Annotated in this window: 12 protein-coding genes; all 12 read left to right on the top strand. The window is 70.2% G+C overall.

What is annotated here, in order from left to right; translation table 11 throughout:
• Positions 1–133 precede the first annotated feature (133 nt).
• The 12 genes from LC438_RS17240 to LC438_RS17185 all read left to right on the top strand — a co-directional run bounded on the left by LC438_RS17240 (position 134) and on the right by LC438_RS17185 (position 16428).
• Positions 134–2212 (top strand): beta-galactosidase, encoded by a 2079-nt coding sequence (locus LC438_RS17240; RefSeq protein ID WP_223587306.1) that lies wholly within the window; start codon positions 134–136, stop codon positions 2210–2212.
• Positions 2209–3603, top strand: coding sequence for an aminomethyl-transferring glycine dehydrogenase subunit GcvPA (gene gcvPA / locus LC438_RS17235; RefSeq protein ID WP_223587305.1), 1395 nt, complete (start codon positions 2209–2211; stop codon positions 3601–3603). The genes LC438_RS17240 and gcvPA overlap by 4 nt, the downstream gene beginning before the upstream one ends.
• Positions 3600–5183, top strand: a complete 1584-nt coding sequence (gene gcvPB, locus LC438_RS17230; RefSeq protein ID WP_223587304.1) for an aminomethyl-transferring glycine dehydrogenase subunit GcvPB — start codon at positions 3600–3602, stop codon at positions 5181–5183. Before gcvPA ends, gcvPB begins: the two co-directional genes overlap by 4 nt.
• Positions 5184–5189: 6 nt before the next feature.
• Positions 5190–6332: an ATP-NAD kinase family protein gene (locus LC438_RS17225; protein ID WP_223587303.1), complete on the top strand. Its 1143-nt coding sequence runs from the start codon at positions 5190–5192 to the stop codon at positions 6330–6332.
• A gap of 10 nt (positions 6333–6342) precedes the next feature.
• Positions 6343–7101: an SDR family NAD(P)-dependent oxidoreductase gene (locus LC438_RS17220; RefSeq protein ID WP_105673132.1), complete on the top strand. Its 759-nt coding sequence runs from the start codon at positions 6343–6345 to the stop codon at positions 7099–7101.
• Between the two features lie 93 nt (positions 7102–7194).
• Positions 7195–8370, top strand: a complete 1176-nt coding sequence (locus LC438_RS17215; protein ID WP_105673133.1) for an ROK family transcriptional regulator — start codon at positions 7195–7197, stop codon at positions 8368–8370.
• 78 nt (positions 8371–8448) lie between these two features.
• Positions 8449–9936, top strand: a complete 1488-nt coding sequence (locus LC438_RS17210) for a M81 family metallopeptidase (protein ID WP_223587302.1) — start codon at positions 8449–8451, stop codon at positions 9934–9936.
• 156 nt (positions 9937–10092) lie between these two features.
• On the top strand, positions 10093–11901 hold the full coding sequence (locus tag LC438_RS17205) for a peptide ABC transporter substrate-binding protein (protein ID WP_105673236.1): 1809 nt from the start codon (positions 10093–10095) through the stop codon (positions 11899–11901).
• A gap of 12 nt (positions 11902–11913) precedes the next feature.
• Positions 11914–12933, top strand: a complete 1020-nt coding sequence (locus tag LC438_RS17200) for an ABC transporter permease (RefSeq protein ID WP_223587301.1) — start codon at positions 11914–11916, stop codon at positions 12931–12933.
• On the top strand, positions 12930–13808 hold the full coding sequence (locus tag LC438_RS17195; RefSeq protein ID WP_223587300.1) for an ABC transporter permease: 879 nt from the start codon (positions 12930–12932) through the stop codon (positions 13806–13808). Before LC438_RS17200 ends, LC438_RS17195 begins: the two co-directional genes overlap by 4 nt.
• Positions 13805–15472 carry an ABC transporter ATP-binding protein gene (locus LC438_RS17190; protein ID WP_223587299.1) on the top strand — a complete coding sequence of 556 codons (1668 nt, stop codon included), beginning with the start codon at positions 13805–13807 and terminating at the stop codon, positions 15470–15472. Before LC438_RS17195 ends, LC438_RS17190 begins: the two co-directional genes overlap by 4 nt.
• Positions 15469–16428: an ROK family protein gene (locus LC438_RS17185; RefSeq protein WP_105673137.1), complete on the top strand. Its 960-nt coding sequence runs from the start codon at positions 15469–15471 to the stop codon at positions 16426–16428. Before LC438_RS17190 ends, LC438_RS17185 begins: the two co-directional genes overlap by 4 nt.
• Positions 16429–16442: the final 14 nt, after the last annotated feature.

The following is a 16442-nucleotide window of genomic DNA, read 5'->3' as shown; positions in this document are numbered from 1 at the left end:
CTTCTGCGTCGCCCTGCCCGTCAGCCTATGGGTTGACGGCTCCGGTACGACGATCTACTGTGGTGTATACAGAATACAGCGGACAGGGGAATTGCACCAGAGTCCGCCGCAGATGACTCAGAGAGGAGCCCTCGTGCCCGCATCCGACCAGCCGATCCGACGCGTCCGCATCGACGCGCTCGCCTACGGCGGCGACTACAACCCCGACCAGTGGTCGGAGGAGACGTGGCATGAGGACATCCGCCTGATGCGCGAGGCCGGCGTGAACATGGTCAGCCTGCCGATCTTCAGCTGGCCGCAGCTGGAGCCGGAGCCCGGCGTCTACGACTGGGGATGGCTCGACCGCATCATCGACCTGCTCCACGAGGCCGGCATCCGCATCGACCTGGCCACCGCCACAGCGACGCCGCCCTCCTGGCTGCTGCGCGCCCACCCCGAGATGGCGCCCTGGGATGCCGACGGGCACCGGCTGGAGTTCGGCTCCCGCCAGACGTACTGCCCCTCGTCTCCCGTCTGGCGCGAGAACGTCGCACGGATGACGCGCGCCATGGCCGAGCGCTACGGCGAGCACCCCGGGCTCGCCCTGTGGCACATCTCGAACGAGTACGGCGACCACACCTCGCGCTGCTGGTGCCCCGAATCGGCCGCTCACTTCCGCCGCTGGCTGGAGGACCGCTACGGCGACCTCGACGGACTCAACGAGGCGTGGGGCGTGAACGTGTGGGGTCAGCGCTACACCTCCTGGGACCACATCGAGACCCCGAAGAAGGCGCCGGGGCCGATCAACCCCACCAAGCTCCTCGACTTCGAGCGGTTCTCCTCCGACGCCCTCCTGGAGCTGTTCCAGATCGAGATCGACGTGCTGCGCGAGGTCACCCCCGACATCGCCGTGACGACGAACTTCATGAGCATGTTCCGCGACCTCGACTACTGGGACTTCGCCGCGGCGGAGGACGTCGTGACCGACGACGCCTACCCCGAACCCGCCGACCCGACCTCGCACGTCGGCGCCGCCCTGAACTACGGGCTCATGCGCTCGCTCAAGGGCGGACAGCCGTGGCTGCTGCTGGAGTCGTCGGCATCCGCCACCAGCTGGCGTGACGTCAACGTGCCCAAGGCGCCAGGCAAGATCCGCGTCGAGAGCCTGCAGGCCGTTGCGCACGGGTCGGATGCGGTGATGTTCTTCCAGTGGCGCCAGGCCAAGTACGGCCAGGAGAAGTTCCACTCGTCGATGCTCGGCCACCGCGGCGAGAAGTCACGCAGCTTCCAGGAGACCAGGGCGCTCGGACTCGAGCTGAAGAAGCTGGAGCCCGTGCGCGGCACCCGCGTGCGCTCCCGGGTCGCGCTCGTCGTCGACTGGGATTCCTGGTGGGGCTCCAGCGCCCTCGAATCCCTCCCCTCACAGCGCCTGCAGTGGGCGCAGCAGGCCCGGGCCTGGCACCGCGCGCTCCACACGCTCGGCCAGCCGACGGATGCCGTTCGCGCCACGGGACCGTTCGACGACTACGACGTGGTCGTGGTGCCGAACCTCTACATCATCGAGCAGCCGCAGGCCGATGCGCTCCGCGCCTTCGTCGAGCGCGGAGGGCACCTCGTGGTCGGCCCCTTCTCGGGTGTCGTCGACGCGACGGAGAAGGTGCACGACGGCGGCGCGCCAGGCCTGCTGCGCGACCTCCTCGGCGTCGAGGTCGACGAGCAGTGGCCGATCGCCGACGGACTGACCGAGACGGTCGACTACGCCGGCGAGACGCTCACGGCGCCCAGCTGGAGCGAATGGATCGAGGCGGATGCCGACGTCGAGGTGCGCGGTGCGTACTCCTCCGGCGAGCTCGCCGGGCTCCCCGCCGTGACCCGGCGCCCGGTCGGAGCCGGCGCGGCCTGGTACCTCAGCGCCATGCTCGAGCACGACAGCATGCTGCCGGTGTTCCGCGACGTGCTGATCGGCGCCGGCCTCCCCGCCCGCGACGACACCGATGTGGACGTCGAGGTCGTCACCCGCGCCGACGAGACCACCGACTACACGTTCTACCTGAACCACGGGCAGAGTCCGGTGGCGTTTGCGCTCCCCGGAGACGCGACCGACCTGCTCACCGGCATCCGCCACTCCGGCCGCCTCGACCTCGGCCGCTACGGCGTCGCCGTGCTCGCGGCGCCCCGCGCAGAGACCATCCCCTTCTCCACCCTCATCCCGACCGCGAAGGAGGACGCATGACCGAGCCGTTCGTGCATCCGTACATCCCCAACACGGCGCCGGAGTCGCGGGCCGCGATGCTCGCCGCCGTCGGCGCCGCCGACGTCTCCGAGTTCTACGCCGACGTGCCGGAGTCCCTGCGCCTCGGCCGCCCGCTCGACCTGCCGGCGCCGCTCGTGGCGGAGCAGGATCTCGCGCGTCACGTGCGCGGGCTGCTCGCCAGGAACCGCTCCACGCAGGAGCGCCTGAGCTTCCTCGGCGCCGGCGTCTACAACCACTACGTGCCGGCCGTCGTCGACGAGGTCATCGGCCGCAGCGAGTTCCTCACCGCCTACGCCGGTGAGCCCTACGAGGACCACGGCCGCTTCCAGGCGCTGTTCCAGTACCAGTCGCTGATGGCCGAGCTGCTGGAGATGGACGTCGTGAACGTCCCCACCTACGACGGCTACCAGGCCACCGCGACCGGCCTCACCATGTCGGGCCGCATCACCGGGCGGCCCCGTGTGCTCGTCGTCAGCGACGTGCTGCCGGCGAAGCTGTCGAAGGTGCACGACTACGTCCGCGCGCACCTCGCCCTCGAGCACGTGCCCACGGTGAACGGCACGGCCGACGTCGCCGCGCTCCGCGCCGCGCTCGGCGACGACGTCGCGGCTGTCTGGGTCGAGACGCCCAGTGTCACGGGCGCCGTCGAGGCCTCGCTGCAGGAGATCGCGGATGCCGCGCACGCCGCCGGCGCCGTGGTCGTCGTCGGCACCGACCCGATCGGCTACGGCATCCTCACCCCGCCGTCACTGCACGGCGCCGACATCGTCACCGGTGACATCCAGTCGCTCGGCCTGCACCAGTGGTTCGGCGGCGCCCACGGCGGATTCATCGCCGTGCACGACGACCCGACGTTCGTGATGGAGATGCCCTCGCGGCTCTTCGGGCTGGAGTCCACCGACGTCCCCGGCGAGTACGGATTCGGCGACGTCGCCTACGACCGCACCTCCTTCGCCCACCGCGAAGACGGCAAGGAGTGGGTCGGCACGGCCGCCGCCCTCTGGGGCATCGCCGCCGGCGTCTACCTCGCCCTCATGGGCCCCGCCGGCATGGCCGAGCTCGGCGAGACCCTCCTCGCCCGCACCCGCTACGCGCAGCAGACGCTCGCCGCGATCCCCGGCGTCGCGCTCGACGACGACGCCGTGCACCTGCGCGAGTTCACCGTGACCCTGCCGATCCCGGCATCCGATGTCGTCTCCGCGCTGCGGGCGAAGGGCATCGAGCCCGGCGTCGTCGTGGGCGAGCGCCGGCTGCTGGTGTGCGTCACCGAGCTCACCACCCAGGCCGACATCGACACCCTGGCCGCGGCGCTCGCCGAGGTCACCGCATCCGTCACCGCATCCGCCACCGTCATCGAGGAGTCGAAGTGACCCTTCCCGTCGCCCCGAAGCCCGCGCTGCGGCGCTTCCAGCAGGCCCGCTGGGACGAGCCGATCATCTTCGAGCTGTCCACCCCGGGCGAGCGCGGAGTGCTCGTCTCGCAGGTCGAGCCCGGCATCCGCGAGGCCGTCGGAGACGTGGTCGCGGAGCTCCCGGTATCCCTGCGTCGCCCGTCGGCCGCGAAGCTCCCCGAGATGGGCCAGATGCGCGTGCTCAAGCACTACCTGCGGCTGTCGCAGGAGAACCTCGGCGCCGACTTCAACGTCGACATCGGCCAGGGCACGTGCACCATGAAGTACGCGCCCAAGATCAACGACCAGCTCGCCGGCGCCCCGCAGATCACCGCGATGCACCCGCATCAGGACCCGGCCGACGCCCAGGGCGTGCTGGAGATCCTCTGGCAGCTGGAGCGGATGCTCGCCGAGATCTCCGGCATGGACGAGGTCTCCCTGCACACCCAGGGCGGATCCGCCGCGATCTGGTCGAACATCGCCATGATCCGCAGATTCCACGAGGCCAACGGCGAGGGCGAGCAGCGCCGCGAGGTCATCACCACGATCTTCAGCCACCCGTCGAACGCGGCGGCCGCGAAGGCCGCGGGCTACGAGGTCATCACGGTCTACCCGGATGCCGACGGCTACCCCTCGCTCGACGCGCTGAAGGCCGCGCTGTCCCCCCGCACGGCGGCGATCATGGTCACCAACCCTGAGGACACCGGCATCTACAACCCGGCCATCCGCGAGTGGGTGGATGCCGCGCACGCCGTGGGCGCCCTCGCCTCCTACGACCAGGCCAACGCCAACGGCATCCTCGGGATCACCCGCGCCCGTGACGCCGGCTTCGACGTGTGCCACTTCAACCTGCACAAGACCTTCGGCACGCCGCACGGCTGCGGCGGACCTGGCTCCGGCGCCAACGCGGTCTCGGCGGCGCTCGCGCCCTTCCTCCCCGGACCTCGTGTGGTGCGGGAGGACGACGGGACGTTCGCCGTCGCCGAGGCGGGCGAGCAGTCCATCGGCGCGGTGGCCCCGTTCTACGGCGTCATCCCCGCGCTCGTGAAGGCGTACTCGTGGATCATGGCGCTCGGCGCCCCCGGTCTGCTCGCCGCCGCCGAGACCGCGGTGCTGAACAACAACTACCTGATGTCGCTCGTGCTGGCGATCCCCGGGGCCTCCGCCCCCTATGCCACCGGCCGCCGCCGCATCGAGCAGGTGCGCTACTCGTGGGAAGAGCTGTTCGAGGAGACCGGCGTCTCGTCGGAGGAGATCGGCGTCCGCATGACCGACTTCGGGATGCACTACTGGACGAGCCACCACCCCTACGTGGTGCCGCAGCCGTTCACGCTCGAACCCACGGAGTCGTACTCGAAGGCGGAGCTGGAGGAGTACGCGGCCACGCTCGCCGAGGTGGCGCGCGAGGCCAGGGAGACCCCGGAGGTCGTGCGCACGGCCCCGCACAACCAGACCGTGCACCACACGCATCACGACGACCTCGACGACCCCGAGCGCTGGGCCATCACCTGGCGGGCGTACCAGCGCAAGTATGCGGCGGAGCTGGCCGCGCAGGCCTGACGCGACGTGATCGGACTGGTCGTCAACCCCGTCGCCGGAGTCGGCGGGCCCGCGGGCCTCGCCGGCTCCGACGGCGCGGACGTGCAGCGCCTCGCCCTCGCGCGCGGCGCCCGTTCGCGCGTGCAGGAGCGCACGGCCGCCGCTCTCGCGGTGCTGGCCGCCCGGCATCCGTCCCTCGAGGTGCTGACCGCCGCCGGCCCGATGGGCGCCGACGCCGTGCGCGCCGCCGCCCTGGTGCCGCGTGTCGTGTACTCGCTCGACGGCGACACCGAGGACACGGATGCCGCGGACACGGCGCGTGCCGTGGAGGCGGTGGCGAGGGCGGGCGCGGAACTGATCCTCGTCGTGGGCGGAGACGGGACGCTGCGGGACGCCGTCGCGGGGCTCGGTGTCTCGGACGCGCGACGGATGCCGGCGGTGCTCGGCATCCCGGCCGGAGTGAAGATGTACTCGCCGGTGTTCGCCGTGAGCCCGGCCGCCGCGGGGGCGATCGCCGCCGACTGGGTGGCGCAGGGCGTGCTGCCGACCGAGGAGCGCGAGGTGCTCGACATCGACGAGGCCGCGCTGCGGCGCGCACGCGTCGACCCGGTGCTGCACGGATTCCTGCGGGTTCCGGTGCGCCGCGGCCGCACCCAGGCCCGCAAGGCGCCGACCCCGGCGAGCGAGGCCGCCGCCGTCGAGGCCGCGGCGAGAGGCGCCGTCGCGCGCATGCGGCCAGGTGTCCGCTACCTGCTCGGCCCCGGCGGCACCACGGCCGAGGTCGCCCGTCAGCTCGGGGTCGTCGTCACCCCGCTCGGCGTCGACGTCGTGCTCGACGGCGCCGTCACGGTGGCGGGCGCGAGCGAGCAGCAGCTTCTCGCCGAGACCGCCGCGGGGCCCGCCCAGGCCGTCGTCACCGTGATCGGCGGCCAGGGGTTCCTGCTCGGCCGGGGCAATCAGCAGCTCTCGGCATCCGTCATCCGCTCCCTCGGCGACGAGCCTCTGATGGTCGTGGCCCCCGAGCAGAAGATCATCGACCTGCGCGGACGTCCGCTGCTGGTCGACACCGGAGACGCCGCGCTCGACGCGCGCCTCTCCGGCCACGTGCGCATCACCACCGGCGTCGGCACCAGCAGCCTGTACGCCGTCGCCTCTTCCCACACCCTCTGAAAGGAACATCATGCGTCTCGAGAACAAGAAGGCCATCGTCACCGGCGGCGCGGGCGGCATCGGCCGCGCCACGTCGCTCGCGCTCGCCGCGGAGGGGGCGGCGGTCGCCGTCGTCGATCTGAACGCCGAGGCCGCGGAGGCCGTCGCCGCCGAGATCCGCGCGGCCGGAGGAGCCGCGGTCGCGATCGCCGCCGACGTCGCCAGCGAGGCCGACATCGAGCGCGTCATCGCCACGACCGTCGCAGAGCTCGGGGGCGTGAACGTCGTCTTCAACAACGCCGGCATCATCCGCCGCACGACCGCCGTGGAGACGACCGTCGAGGAGTGGGATCGCGTGTTCGGCGTGAACGTGCGCTCGATCTTCCTCATGTGCAAGCACGTCGTGCCGATCATGGAGGCCGCTGGCGGCGGCTCGATCATCAACACGGGCTCCGGCTGGGGGCTCAAGGGCGGTGGCCAGGCGATCTCCTACTGCGCCTCGAAGGGTGCGGTCGTGAACATGACCCGCGCGCTCGCGATCGACCACGGCCCCGCCGGCATCCGGGTCAACTCGGTCAACCCCGGCGATGTGAACACCGGGATGCTGAGCGACGAGGCCCGTCAGCTCGGGCAGGACCCGGCGTCGTTCCTCGCGGAGGCCGCCGATCGCCCGCTGCGCCGCATGGGGCAGCCGAGCGAGGTCGCCCAGGCCGTCGTCTGGCTCGCGAGCGACGACTCCTCCTACGTCACGGGTTCGGCCCTGGTGGTCGACGGCGGCGGCATCGCCTGAACACGTGTGTCACCCCGTGTCGTACGGGGTGACACTGTGCGGTCCTGGGAGTATCTTTGTTTGACCACCGAAACAAGATGATTCGAGGACACCGTGGCGCCGGCGACCCAGACCGCATTCTCCGAGGGTGAGATCTTCCGGCTCGTGCGCACGGGAGCGGCGCAGTCGCGCGCCGACCTCGCCCGGCTGACCGGGCTCTCCCCGTCGACCGTCGCGCTCCGGATCGAGGCGCTGATCGCCCACGACTACATCGAGGAGAACGGCGAGGGCGTGTCGCGCGGCGGTCGGAGGCCCCGCGTGCTCACGGTGAAGGCCGGGGGCAGCGTCGTCGTCGGCGTCGATCTCGGCGAGCAGCACGCGACCGTCGCGCTCTTCGATCGTCGGGCGGAGGTCGTCGCCTCGACCGTCGCCCGGGTGTCGCTCCTCGACGGTGTCGAAAGCGTCGTGAACCAGGTGTGGGAGCACGCTCGCGGACTGGCGGAGGACCACGGCGGCCTCACGATCGAGGGCATCGCGATGAGCCTCCCCGGTCCCGTGGATTCGCGCACCTCGCGCCTGCTCGCGCCGATGCGGATGCCGGGCTGGAACGGCGTCGACGTCGGCGAGGTCCTCGGAAAGACCACGGGGCTCCCCTTCCTCATCGACAACGACGCGAACGCGATGGCCGTCGGCGAGTTCATCGAGCGCGGCGGCGAGCAGGAGCAGCTGGTGTTCGTGAAGGCGGGCAGCGGCATCGGCTGCGGGATCATCCTCGACGGTGCGGTCTACCGCGGCTTCCGCGGGGTGGCGGGCGACATCAGCCACGTCGCCCTGCACAACGCGCCGCCCATCATCTGCTCGTGCGGTCGGGTCGGCTGCCTCGACGTGGTCGCGAGCGGGGCGGCGATCGTCGATGCGCTGCGAGAAGCGGGTGCGGCGGTGGAGACGCTCGACGACGTGCTGGCGCTGGCGCAGGACGCGCACCCGAAGGCGACCTCCGCTCTGCGGGAGGCGGGTGCCCGCACGGGCGAGGTGCTCGCGACGATCATCAACTTCTTCAACCCCCAGGCTCTCGCTCTGGGCGGGCGTCTCGCCACGGCCGATGCCTTCGTGGCGGGGGTGCGACAGGCGCTGTTCACCCTCTGCCTCCCGATGTCGACGGACGCTCTGGAGATCGGAGTGAGCCGCGCCGGCGCGTTGGCGGGTGCCCGCGGCGTCGCCTGGGAGCTGCTGGAGCGGCTGCTCGACCCCGCCGGAATCGACGAGGAGCTGCGTCTCGTCGCCCAGTAGTTCGATCATCGGCGTAAGTCGGATGCCGGTAGCAGCAAGTGGCTCATCTTGATTCGAGAGCGACTCTAGACTCGGAGTATGACCGAGACCTCACCGCTCCCGCGTATCGCCATCGCCGGCATGGCCATCGAGTCCAGCACCTTCTCGCCGCACCGAGCAGGCGAGCGGGACTTCCTCCGCATCGAGGGCGACGACCTCGTCATGCGCTACGACGCGCTGCGCGACGGAGAGCTCACGGACAGGGCCGAGTGGCTGCCGGTGTACTACGCCCGGTCGATCCCCGGCGGCGCGGTGCTGCGCGAGGTGTACGACGCCATCAAGGCGCGCATCTGCGACGGGCTGCGCGAACTCGTGGCCGACGGCGGGCGGCTCGACGGTCTCTTCTTCGACATCCACGGGGCGATGAGCGTGGTGGGCATGGACGATGCCGAGGGCGACCTGATCACCGCGATCCGTGAAGTGATCGGCGCGGACGTCGTCGTCTCGGCATCGATGGATCTGCACGGCAACGTGTCGCGTGCCCTGATCGAGAACGTCGACATCATCACGTGCTACCGACTGGCCCCGCACGAGGACACGTGGGAGACCCGCGACCGCGCCATCCGCAACCTGGTCGAGGCGCTCGAGAGCGGCGTCACCCCGCGTCGCGCCTGGGTGCGCGTGCCCATCCTGCTGCCCGGGGAGAAGACCAGCACCCGGGTGGAGCCCGCCAGGAGACTCTATGCCCGCATCCCCGAGATCGAGTCGCGCCCCGGCGTCACCGACGCGGCGATCTGGATCGGCTACGCCTGGGCCGACGAGCCCCGCTGCCACGCCACGGTCGTCGTGACCGGCACCGATGACGAGGCGACGTCCGCCGCCGCGTCGGAGCTCGGTCGCGCGTTCTGGGACGTGCGCGACGACTTCGAGTTCGTGGGCCCTCCCGGCACGCTCGACGAGGGGGTCGCTGCCGGGCTGGCCGCGACCAACACCCCGTACTTCATCAGCGATTCGGGTGACAATCCCGGCGCGGGCGGCACGGGCGACGTGACCTGGACGCTCGCCCAGCTGCTCCAGAAGCCCGAGCTCACCGCGGACGATGCGCCGGTGACGCTGTGCGCGTCGGTGTTCGACAAGGGCGCGCTGGACATCCTTCGCGGCTGCACGGTGGGTGAGCGGGTGTCTGTCGAGGTGGGCGCGTGCGTCGACAGCGGTCCGCACGGGCCGGTCCTGGTCGACGGCGTGCTGCACAGCCTGCACGAGGGCGATGAGGATGCGGGCGGCATCGCCGTGATCCGGGTCGGCGGGCTCCACGTGATCGTCACCGAGTACCGCAAGGCGTACCACGACGTCTCCGACTTCACCTCGATCGGACTCGACCCGGTCGCGGCGCAGATCGTCGTCACGAAGATCGGCTACCTGGAGCCTGAGCTCTACGCCATCATGCGCGGATGGACGCTGGCGCTCACCCCCGGCGGCGTCGACCAGGACCTCGAGCGCCTCGGGCACCACCGCATCCAGCGGCCGATGCATCCGTTCGACGCGTTCGACGCCGCGCCCGACCTGACCGCCGAGATGGTGGGATGACGAGGGCCGTTCCTCTTTGTTTCGACAGCGAAGCAAGTTAGTTACTCAAACGTAACAAGATCGACTTTTGTGACTAACTTAGTTCGTGCATGATTCAAAGTGCGTCTTAAATTGGACGAACGCTTCGGTGACGAGGCGGTGAACGAGGAGGTTTACATGCGATCTCAGTCGCTGCGTCGCAGGCTGCTCGCCCCCCTGGGTGCGCTCGCCGTCGCGACGCTCGCCCTGACCGCCTGCCAGGCCGGAGCCACGAGCGACGGCACGGCGAGCGAGAAGGACACGGTCAGCTTCGCGCTCCAGGTGGGAACGGGTCCCAACTGGATCCTGCCGATCTCGTCTCCCGACAAGATGGCCACGCACAACAGCGCCATCAAGGCGACGATGTGGCCGCGTCTGTTCGAGTACAACGGCGTCGACGGTGAGATGGGCTGGGACAAGAAGGCGTCCGCAGCGAAGTCCTACGAGTTTTCGGAGGACCGTAAGACCATCACCATCACGCTGAACGACCTCGACTGGTCGGACGGCACGCCCGTCACCTCGCGCGACGTCGAGTTCTGGTACAACCTCGTGCGCTTCAACGGCGAGAAGACCGGCGGCTACTCGGCCGGCCTGATGCCCGACAACATCGTCGAGTTCACGACCGTCGACGACAAGACGTTCTCGCTGACGATGGACAAGGTGTACAACGAGGAGTTCCTCCTCGGCAACCAGCTCAGCCTCATGTACCCGATGCCCCAGCACGTGTGGGACAAGACGAGTGCGGACGGCGAGATCGGCGATCACGACCGCGACGCCGCGGGCGCGGCCGACGTGCTGGACTACCTCTTCTCCGAGGCGGAGGACATGAAGACCTACGCCTCGAACGACCTGTGGAAGACCGTCGCCGGTCCCTACACGGTGAAGAGCTGGTCGGACTCGGGCCTCGTGGAGCTCACCGCCAACAAGAAGTACACCGGCGAGGACAAGCCGAGCATCGACAACGTCAAGTTCCTGCCGTTCACCTCGGCGGACGCCGAGATGAACGTCGTGCGCTCCGGTGACGTCGACTACGGCTACGTGACCAGCTCGCAGCTCACCAACGAGAAGCAGTTCACCGACCTCGGCTACAGCATCGAGCCGTGGGCCGGCTGGTCGATCACGTACATGCCCTACAACTTCGCCAACCCCGAGAAGGGCTCCTTCTACAAGCAGCTCTACGTGCGCCAGGCGCTGCAGCACGCCGTCGACCAGGAGAGCATCTCCGACGTCGTCTGGCACGGCGCCGCGACGCCCGACTACGGTCCCATCCCGCAGACGGCGGACTCCAACGGACTCTCCGACGTGCAGAAGGACAACCCGTACCCGTTCGACCTGAAGAAGGCCGAGAAGCTGTTCACCGACCACGGCTGGGTCAAGGGGGCCGACGGCACCCTCGAGTGCGCCGAGGCGGGCGCGGGCGAGGACCAGTGCGGTGAGGGTATCGCCGCCGGTGCGAAGGCGGAGATCGTCGTCACCACGCAGAACGGCTCGCAGGAGACCGACAACATGATGGCGGAGATCCAGTCCTCGCTCGGCAAGATCGGCGTCAAGATGACGATCGACTCCAAGCCGCTGGACACCGTCCTCACCCAGGCGCAGGAGTGCAAGACCGGCAGCGCGTGCACGTGGGAGCTCGTCTTCTTCGGCACGGCCGGCAGCTGGTACTTCCCGCCCTACGCCACCGGTGAGCGCGTCTTCGCGAAGGACACCAAGTGGAACGCGGGCCAGTACGACAACCCCGAGGCGGAGGAGCTCGTGCAGGCGATGGCCTTCTCGACCGACCCCGAGATCGCGAAGAAGTACTCCGCGTTCCTCGCCACCGACCTCCCGGTCATGTGGATGCCGAACCCGGTCTACCAGGTCTCCGTCGTCCGCGACGGACTCGACATCGCCCACCAGGACCCGGGCGCGTCGTTCCTGCCGCAGCGCTGGTCCTGGGCCAAGTAACGAGTAGGTGACATGAGCGTGGTGGAAGCGGCGCAGAACGCGCAGCAGAAGAAGGAGAGGGCCGGCGGCCCGCGGTTCTGGTGGTACCTGTTGCGACGGGTCGGCCAGGGCGTGATCGTCATCCTCATCGTGACGCTGATCGTGTTCGCGCTGCTCCACCTCGCCATGCCGCAGGGGCCGGCAGCCGGCATCCTCGGCATGCAGGCTTCGCAGGAGCAGATCGATGCCTTCAACAAGGAGAACGGCTTCGATCTGCCCCTGTGGCAGCAGTACCTCAACTTCCTCGGGCAGCTGGTCCAGGGCGACCTCGGCGACTCGTTCAAGCTGAACCGCCCCGTGGCCGACGCCATCGGCCAGCGCCTGCCGAAGACGCTGATCCTCGCGCTGATCTCGATGATCTTCGCTCTGATCATCGCGATCCCGATGGGCATCTTCCAGGCCGTGCGCCGCGGCAAGGCGGCCGACTACGCGCTGACCACCTGGAACTTCATCATCTACTCGACCCCGTCGTTCTTCCTCGGGCTCATCCTGGTGATCGTGTTCGCCCAGTGGCTGCGGCTCGTGCCGGCACAGGCGCCGCAGGGCGAGACCGTCGGCGAGGTGCTGGCGAATCCGGCGGGTCTCGTGCTGCCGGTGCTGACCGCGGCGCTCGGCATCATCGCGACGTTCTCCCGCTACATGCGCTCCGCGACCATCGACAACCTCTCCGAGGACTACGTCCGCACCGCCAGGGCGAAGGGCACGCCGATCCCCGTGGTGATCACCCGTCACGTGGTGCGCAACTCCCTGACCCCCGTGATCGCCATGCTCGGCTACTACCTGCCGGTCATGTTCGGCGGCATGATCGTCGTCGAATCGCTCTTCAACTACCCCGGCATGGGCCTGCTGTTCTGGACCTCGGCGCAGACCTCCGACTACCCCGTGCTGATCGGCTGCATCCTGGTGATCGCGCTCGCGACGGTCATCGGATCGCTGCTCGCCGACATCATCCAGGCGCTGCTCGATCCGCGCACCCGAGAGGAGCTCTCGTGAGCACGACGACCATCGTGATGCGCACGCTGACCCCGCGCCAGCGCGGCATGCGCCGCTTCCTGCAGAACAAGCTCGCGGTCTTCGGGATCGTGACCATCGCCCTGTTCCTGCTCTTCTGCTTCGTGGGGCCGCTGATCCATCCGACCGATCAGATCCACACCGATCTGCGCAGCACGATGCTGCCTCCCGGCTCGGCCGGGCACCCCCTCGGCACGGACGACGTCGGCTACGACGTGCTCGGTCGCCTCATGGTCGGCGGGCAGATCTCGATCCTCATCGGGCTCGCGGCCGGGGTTCTCGCGACCGTGATCGGCACCCTCTGGGGAGCGATCGCCGGGTACGTGGGCGGCGCGGTGGACACCGTGATGATGCGCGTCGTCGACGCGGGCATCGCGATCCCCGCGACCTTCCTGCTGCTGATCCTCTCCGCGATCCTGCGTCCGAGCGTCCCGCTGATGATCTGCGTCATCGGGCTGGTGTCCTGGCTCGTCCCCGCGCGTCTGGTGCGCGCCGAATCGATCTCGCTGAAGTCGCGAGAGTACGTGCTGGCGCTGCGGGCCATGGGCGGCACCCACTCCCGCGCGGTGCTCAAGCACATCGTGCCCAACACGGTCGGCACGATCGTCGTGAACGCGACGTTCCAGGTCGCCGACGCCATCCTGCTCGTCGCCTACATCTCGTTCCTCGGCATGGGGCTGCAGAAGCCGGCCACCGACTGGGGCGCCATGCTCACGAGCGGCATCACGTACACGTACGCGGGCGCCTGGTGGCTGATCTTCCCCGCAGGCTTCTGCATCGTGCTCACGGTCTGCGCGTTCAACAGCATCGGCGACGGGCTCCGTGACTTCTTCGACGTGAAGGGGCGTGCCGCATGAGCGACGCACTGCTGGAGATCTCCGATCTGAAGGTCACGTTCCGCACCGAGGACGGCGCCGTGGATGCCGTCAAGGGCATCGACCTCGAGGTCCGCCCCGGTGAGGTGCTCGCGCTGGTCGGCGAGTCCGGCTCGGGCAAGTCCGTCACGGCGATGGCCATCCTCAAGCTGCTGCCGCGCACGGCCGCCGTCACCGGCTCGATCCGGCTCGCCGGACGAGAGCTCCTTCCGCTCAGGGAAGCCGAGATGAACGGCATCCGCGGCGCCGAGATCTCGATGGTGTTCCAGGAGCCGATGACCGCGCTCAACCCGAGCATGCGCATCGGCGATCAGATCACCGAGGCGATCCTCAACCACGGCGGCGTGTCGAAGGCCGACGCGTGGGAGCGCGCGGTCGAGATGCTCGGACGCGTCGGCATCCCCGATCCGTCTCGGCGGGCGAAGAGCTATCCGCACGAGCTGTCCGGCGGTCAGCGTCAGCGCGTCGTCATCGCCATCGCCCTCTCGTGCGAGCCGCAGCTGATCATCGCCGACGAGCCGACGACCGCGCTCGACGTGACGGTGCAGGCGGAGATCCTCGACCTCATCCGCGGCCTCGCAGCCGAATCGGGTACCGCGTTCCTCCTCGTCACGCACAACATGGGCGTCGTGGCGGACATCGCCGACCGGGTCGCCGTGATGTTCCGCGGCACGATGGTCGAGGTCGGCGACACCCGCACCGTGCTCACCGCGCCTCGAGAGGACTACACGAAGAAGCTCCTCAGCGCCGTGCCCTCGCTGCCCGACGCCGCGAGCGTCGTGGAGCGGGAGCCCGAGCGCGAGCTCGCCGACGCCGTGCTCGAACTGGATGCCGCCAGCGTGACCTACCGTCGCGGCGGACGGCCGTTCCTCGCGCTCGACGGCGTGAGCCTGAGCATCGCCCCCGGTGAGATCGTCGGTCTCGTCGGCGAGTCCGGCTCGGGCAAGTCGACGCTCGGCCGCGCTGCCCTCGGGCTGCTGCCGCTGTCGAGCGGTGGGATGACGCTGTTCGGCGAGAAGGTCGGCCGCGGCGGCGTCTCCGGGCGGCGTGAGCGCGAGCTGCGCGGCAGGGTCGGAGCGATCTTCCAGGACCCGGGGTCGAGCCTCGACCCGCGCATGACGGTGGGAGAGGCGATCTCCGAGCCGATGCTCGTGCAGCGGCGGAAGATGCCGACGACCGCCGCGCAGCGCCGCACCCGCGTGGCCGAGCTGCTCGACGCCGTCGAACTCCCCGCGAACTACGCGACCAGGTACCCGCACGAGCTCTCGGGCGGACAGCGTCAGCGCATCGGCCTCGCCCGCGCCATCGCCCTGGAGCCGGAGCTCATCATCGCCGACGAGCCGACCTCGGCCCTCGACGTCTCGGTGCAGGCCGCGGTGCTCGAGGTGCTGCGCGACCTGCAGGAGAAGATGCACTTCGCCTGCCTCTTCATCAGCCACGACCTCGCGGTCGTGCACGAGATCTCCGACCGGGTGGCCGTGATGCTGAAGGGCGAGATCGTCGAGACCGGTTCGGCCGACGACGTGCTCCTGGCTCCACAGCATCCCTACAGCCGTCGCCTCCTGGCCTCGGTCCCCGTGCCCGATCCGGACAAGCAGGCGCTGCGACGGGAGGCCCGAGCGGCCGCCCGGGTGACCGCCCCGTGACGGCGCTCGCCTCCGACGCGCACAGGAGCAGGGGCAGGACGGGCGACCGCGGCGCCGCGGTCGTGCTGGGGCTCGACGTCGGCGGGTCCAGCGTCAAGCACCTCCTCGCCAGCGCCGACGCGTCGATGTCGCAGCCGCCGACGCCGCTCGCGCGCGGCAGGAACGCGACGCCCACCGCCTCGCCGGCCGAGGCGCTGGCGGCCATCGCGGAGACGGTGACGGGCGAGCACTCCCTGGCCCGCCTCGTGCTCTCGATCCCCGGCATCGTGGACGAGGAGAACGGCGTCGTCATCCGGTCGACCAACATCCCCGCGCTCGACGGGGCCCCCCTCGGACGCCAGCTCGAGTCCGCGCTCGGCGTGCCGGTCGACGTGATCAACGACGGGCACGCGGCGGCGGTCGCCGAGGCCTCGTGGGGCGCGGGCGCCGGCATCGATGACATCTTCGTGCTGGCCCTCGGCACCGGGATCGCCGGCGCGCACGTGGTCGACGGGCGGGTCGTCACGGGTGCCCACGGGTCGGCGGGGGAGCTCGGACACGTCACGATCGACCCGATGGGCGGCGAGTGCTCGTGCGGTCGCCGCGGGTGCCTGGAGACCATCATCGGAGCCCCCGCGCTCGATGCGGCGTGGGCGGATGCCGGTGGCCGCGGTGGACCGGAGGCGCTGCTCGACGCGTTCGCGGCGGGCGACGGCGCGGCGACCGCGATCGTGCGCCGTGCCTCGTCGGCTCTGGCCGAAGCCATCCTCACGCTCTGCGCCGTCGTGGACCCCGGGGGCATCGTGATCGGCGGCGGGCTCGCCCAGGCGCCGCATCATCTGGTGACGCTCGCCGAGCGCTACGTGCGGGAGCGAGCGACGTTCCATCGTGTTCCGCCCATCGTCCCGGCGACGCTCGGCGGATGGGCGGGCGCCAACGGCACCGTGCTCACCGCGCTCCGCCGCCAGCACGCCTGACGCGTCGCGGCGCT

This window comes from Microbacterium sp. OVT16B (assembly GCF_019969705.1).
Classification (GTDB): Bacteria; Actinomycetota; Actinomycetes; order Actinomycetales; family Microbacteriaceae; genus Microbacterium; species Microbacterium natoriense.
The sequence above is the reverse complement of the archived record's forward strand: the minus strand, read 5'-3'. Positions and strand labels throughout refer to the sequence as shown.

What these genes read in the sequence shown, in the direction of transcription:
- gcvPA (WP_223587305.1), top strand. Translation starts at nt 2,209, where the DNA reads ATGACCGAGCCGTTCGTGCATCCGTACATCCCCAACACGGCGCCGGAG.
- LC438_RS17220 (WP_105673132.1), top strand. Translation starts at nt 6,343, where the DNA reads ATGCGTCTCGAGAACAAGAAGGCCATCGTCACCGGCGGCGCGGGCGGC.
- LC438_RS17210 (WP_223587302.1), top strand. Translation starts at nt 8,449, where the DNA reads ATGACCGAGACCTCACCGCTCCCGCGTATCGCCATCGCCGGCATGGCC.
- LC438_RS17205 (WP_105673236.1), top strand. Translation starts at nt 10,093, where the DNA reads ATGCGATCTCAGTCGCTGCGTCGCAGGCTGCTCGCCCCCCTGGGTGCG.
- LC438_RS17200 (WP_223587301.1), top strand. Translation starts at nt 11,914, where the DNA reads ATGAGCGTGGTGGAAGCGGCGCAGAACGCGCAGCAGAAGAAGGAGAGG.
- LC438_RS17190 (WP_223587299.1), top strand. Translation starts at nt 13,805, where the DNA reads ATGAGCGACGCACTGCTGGAGATCTCCGATCTGAAGGTCACGTTCCGC.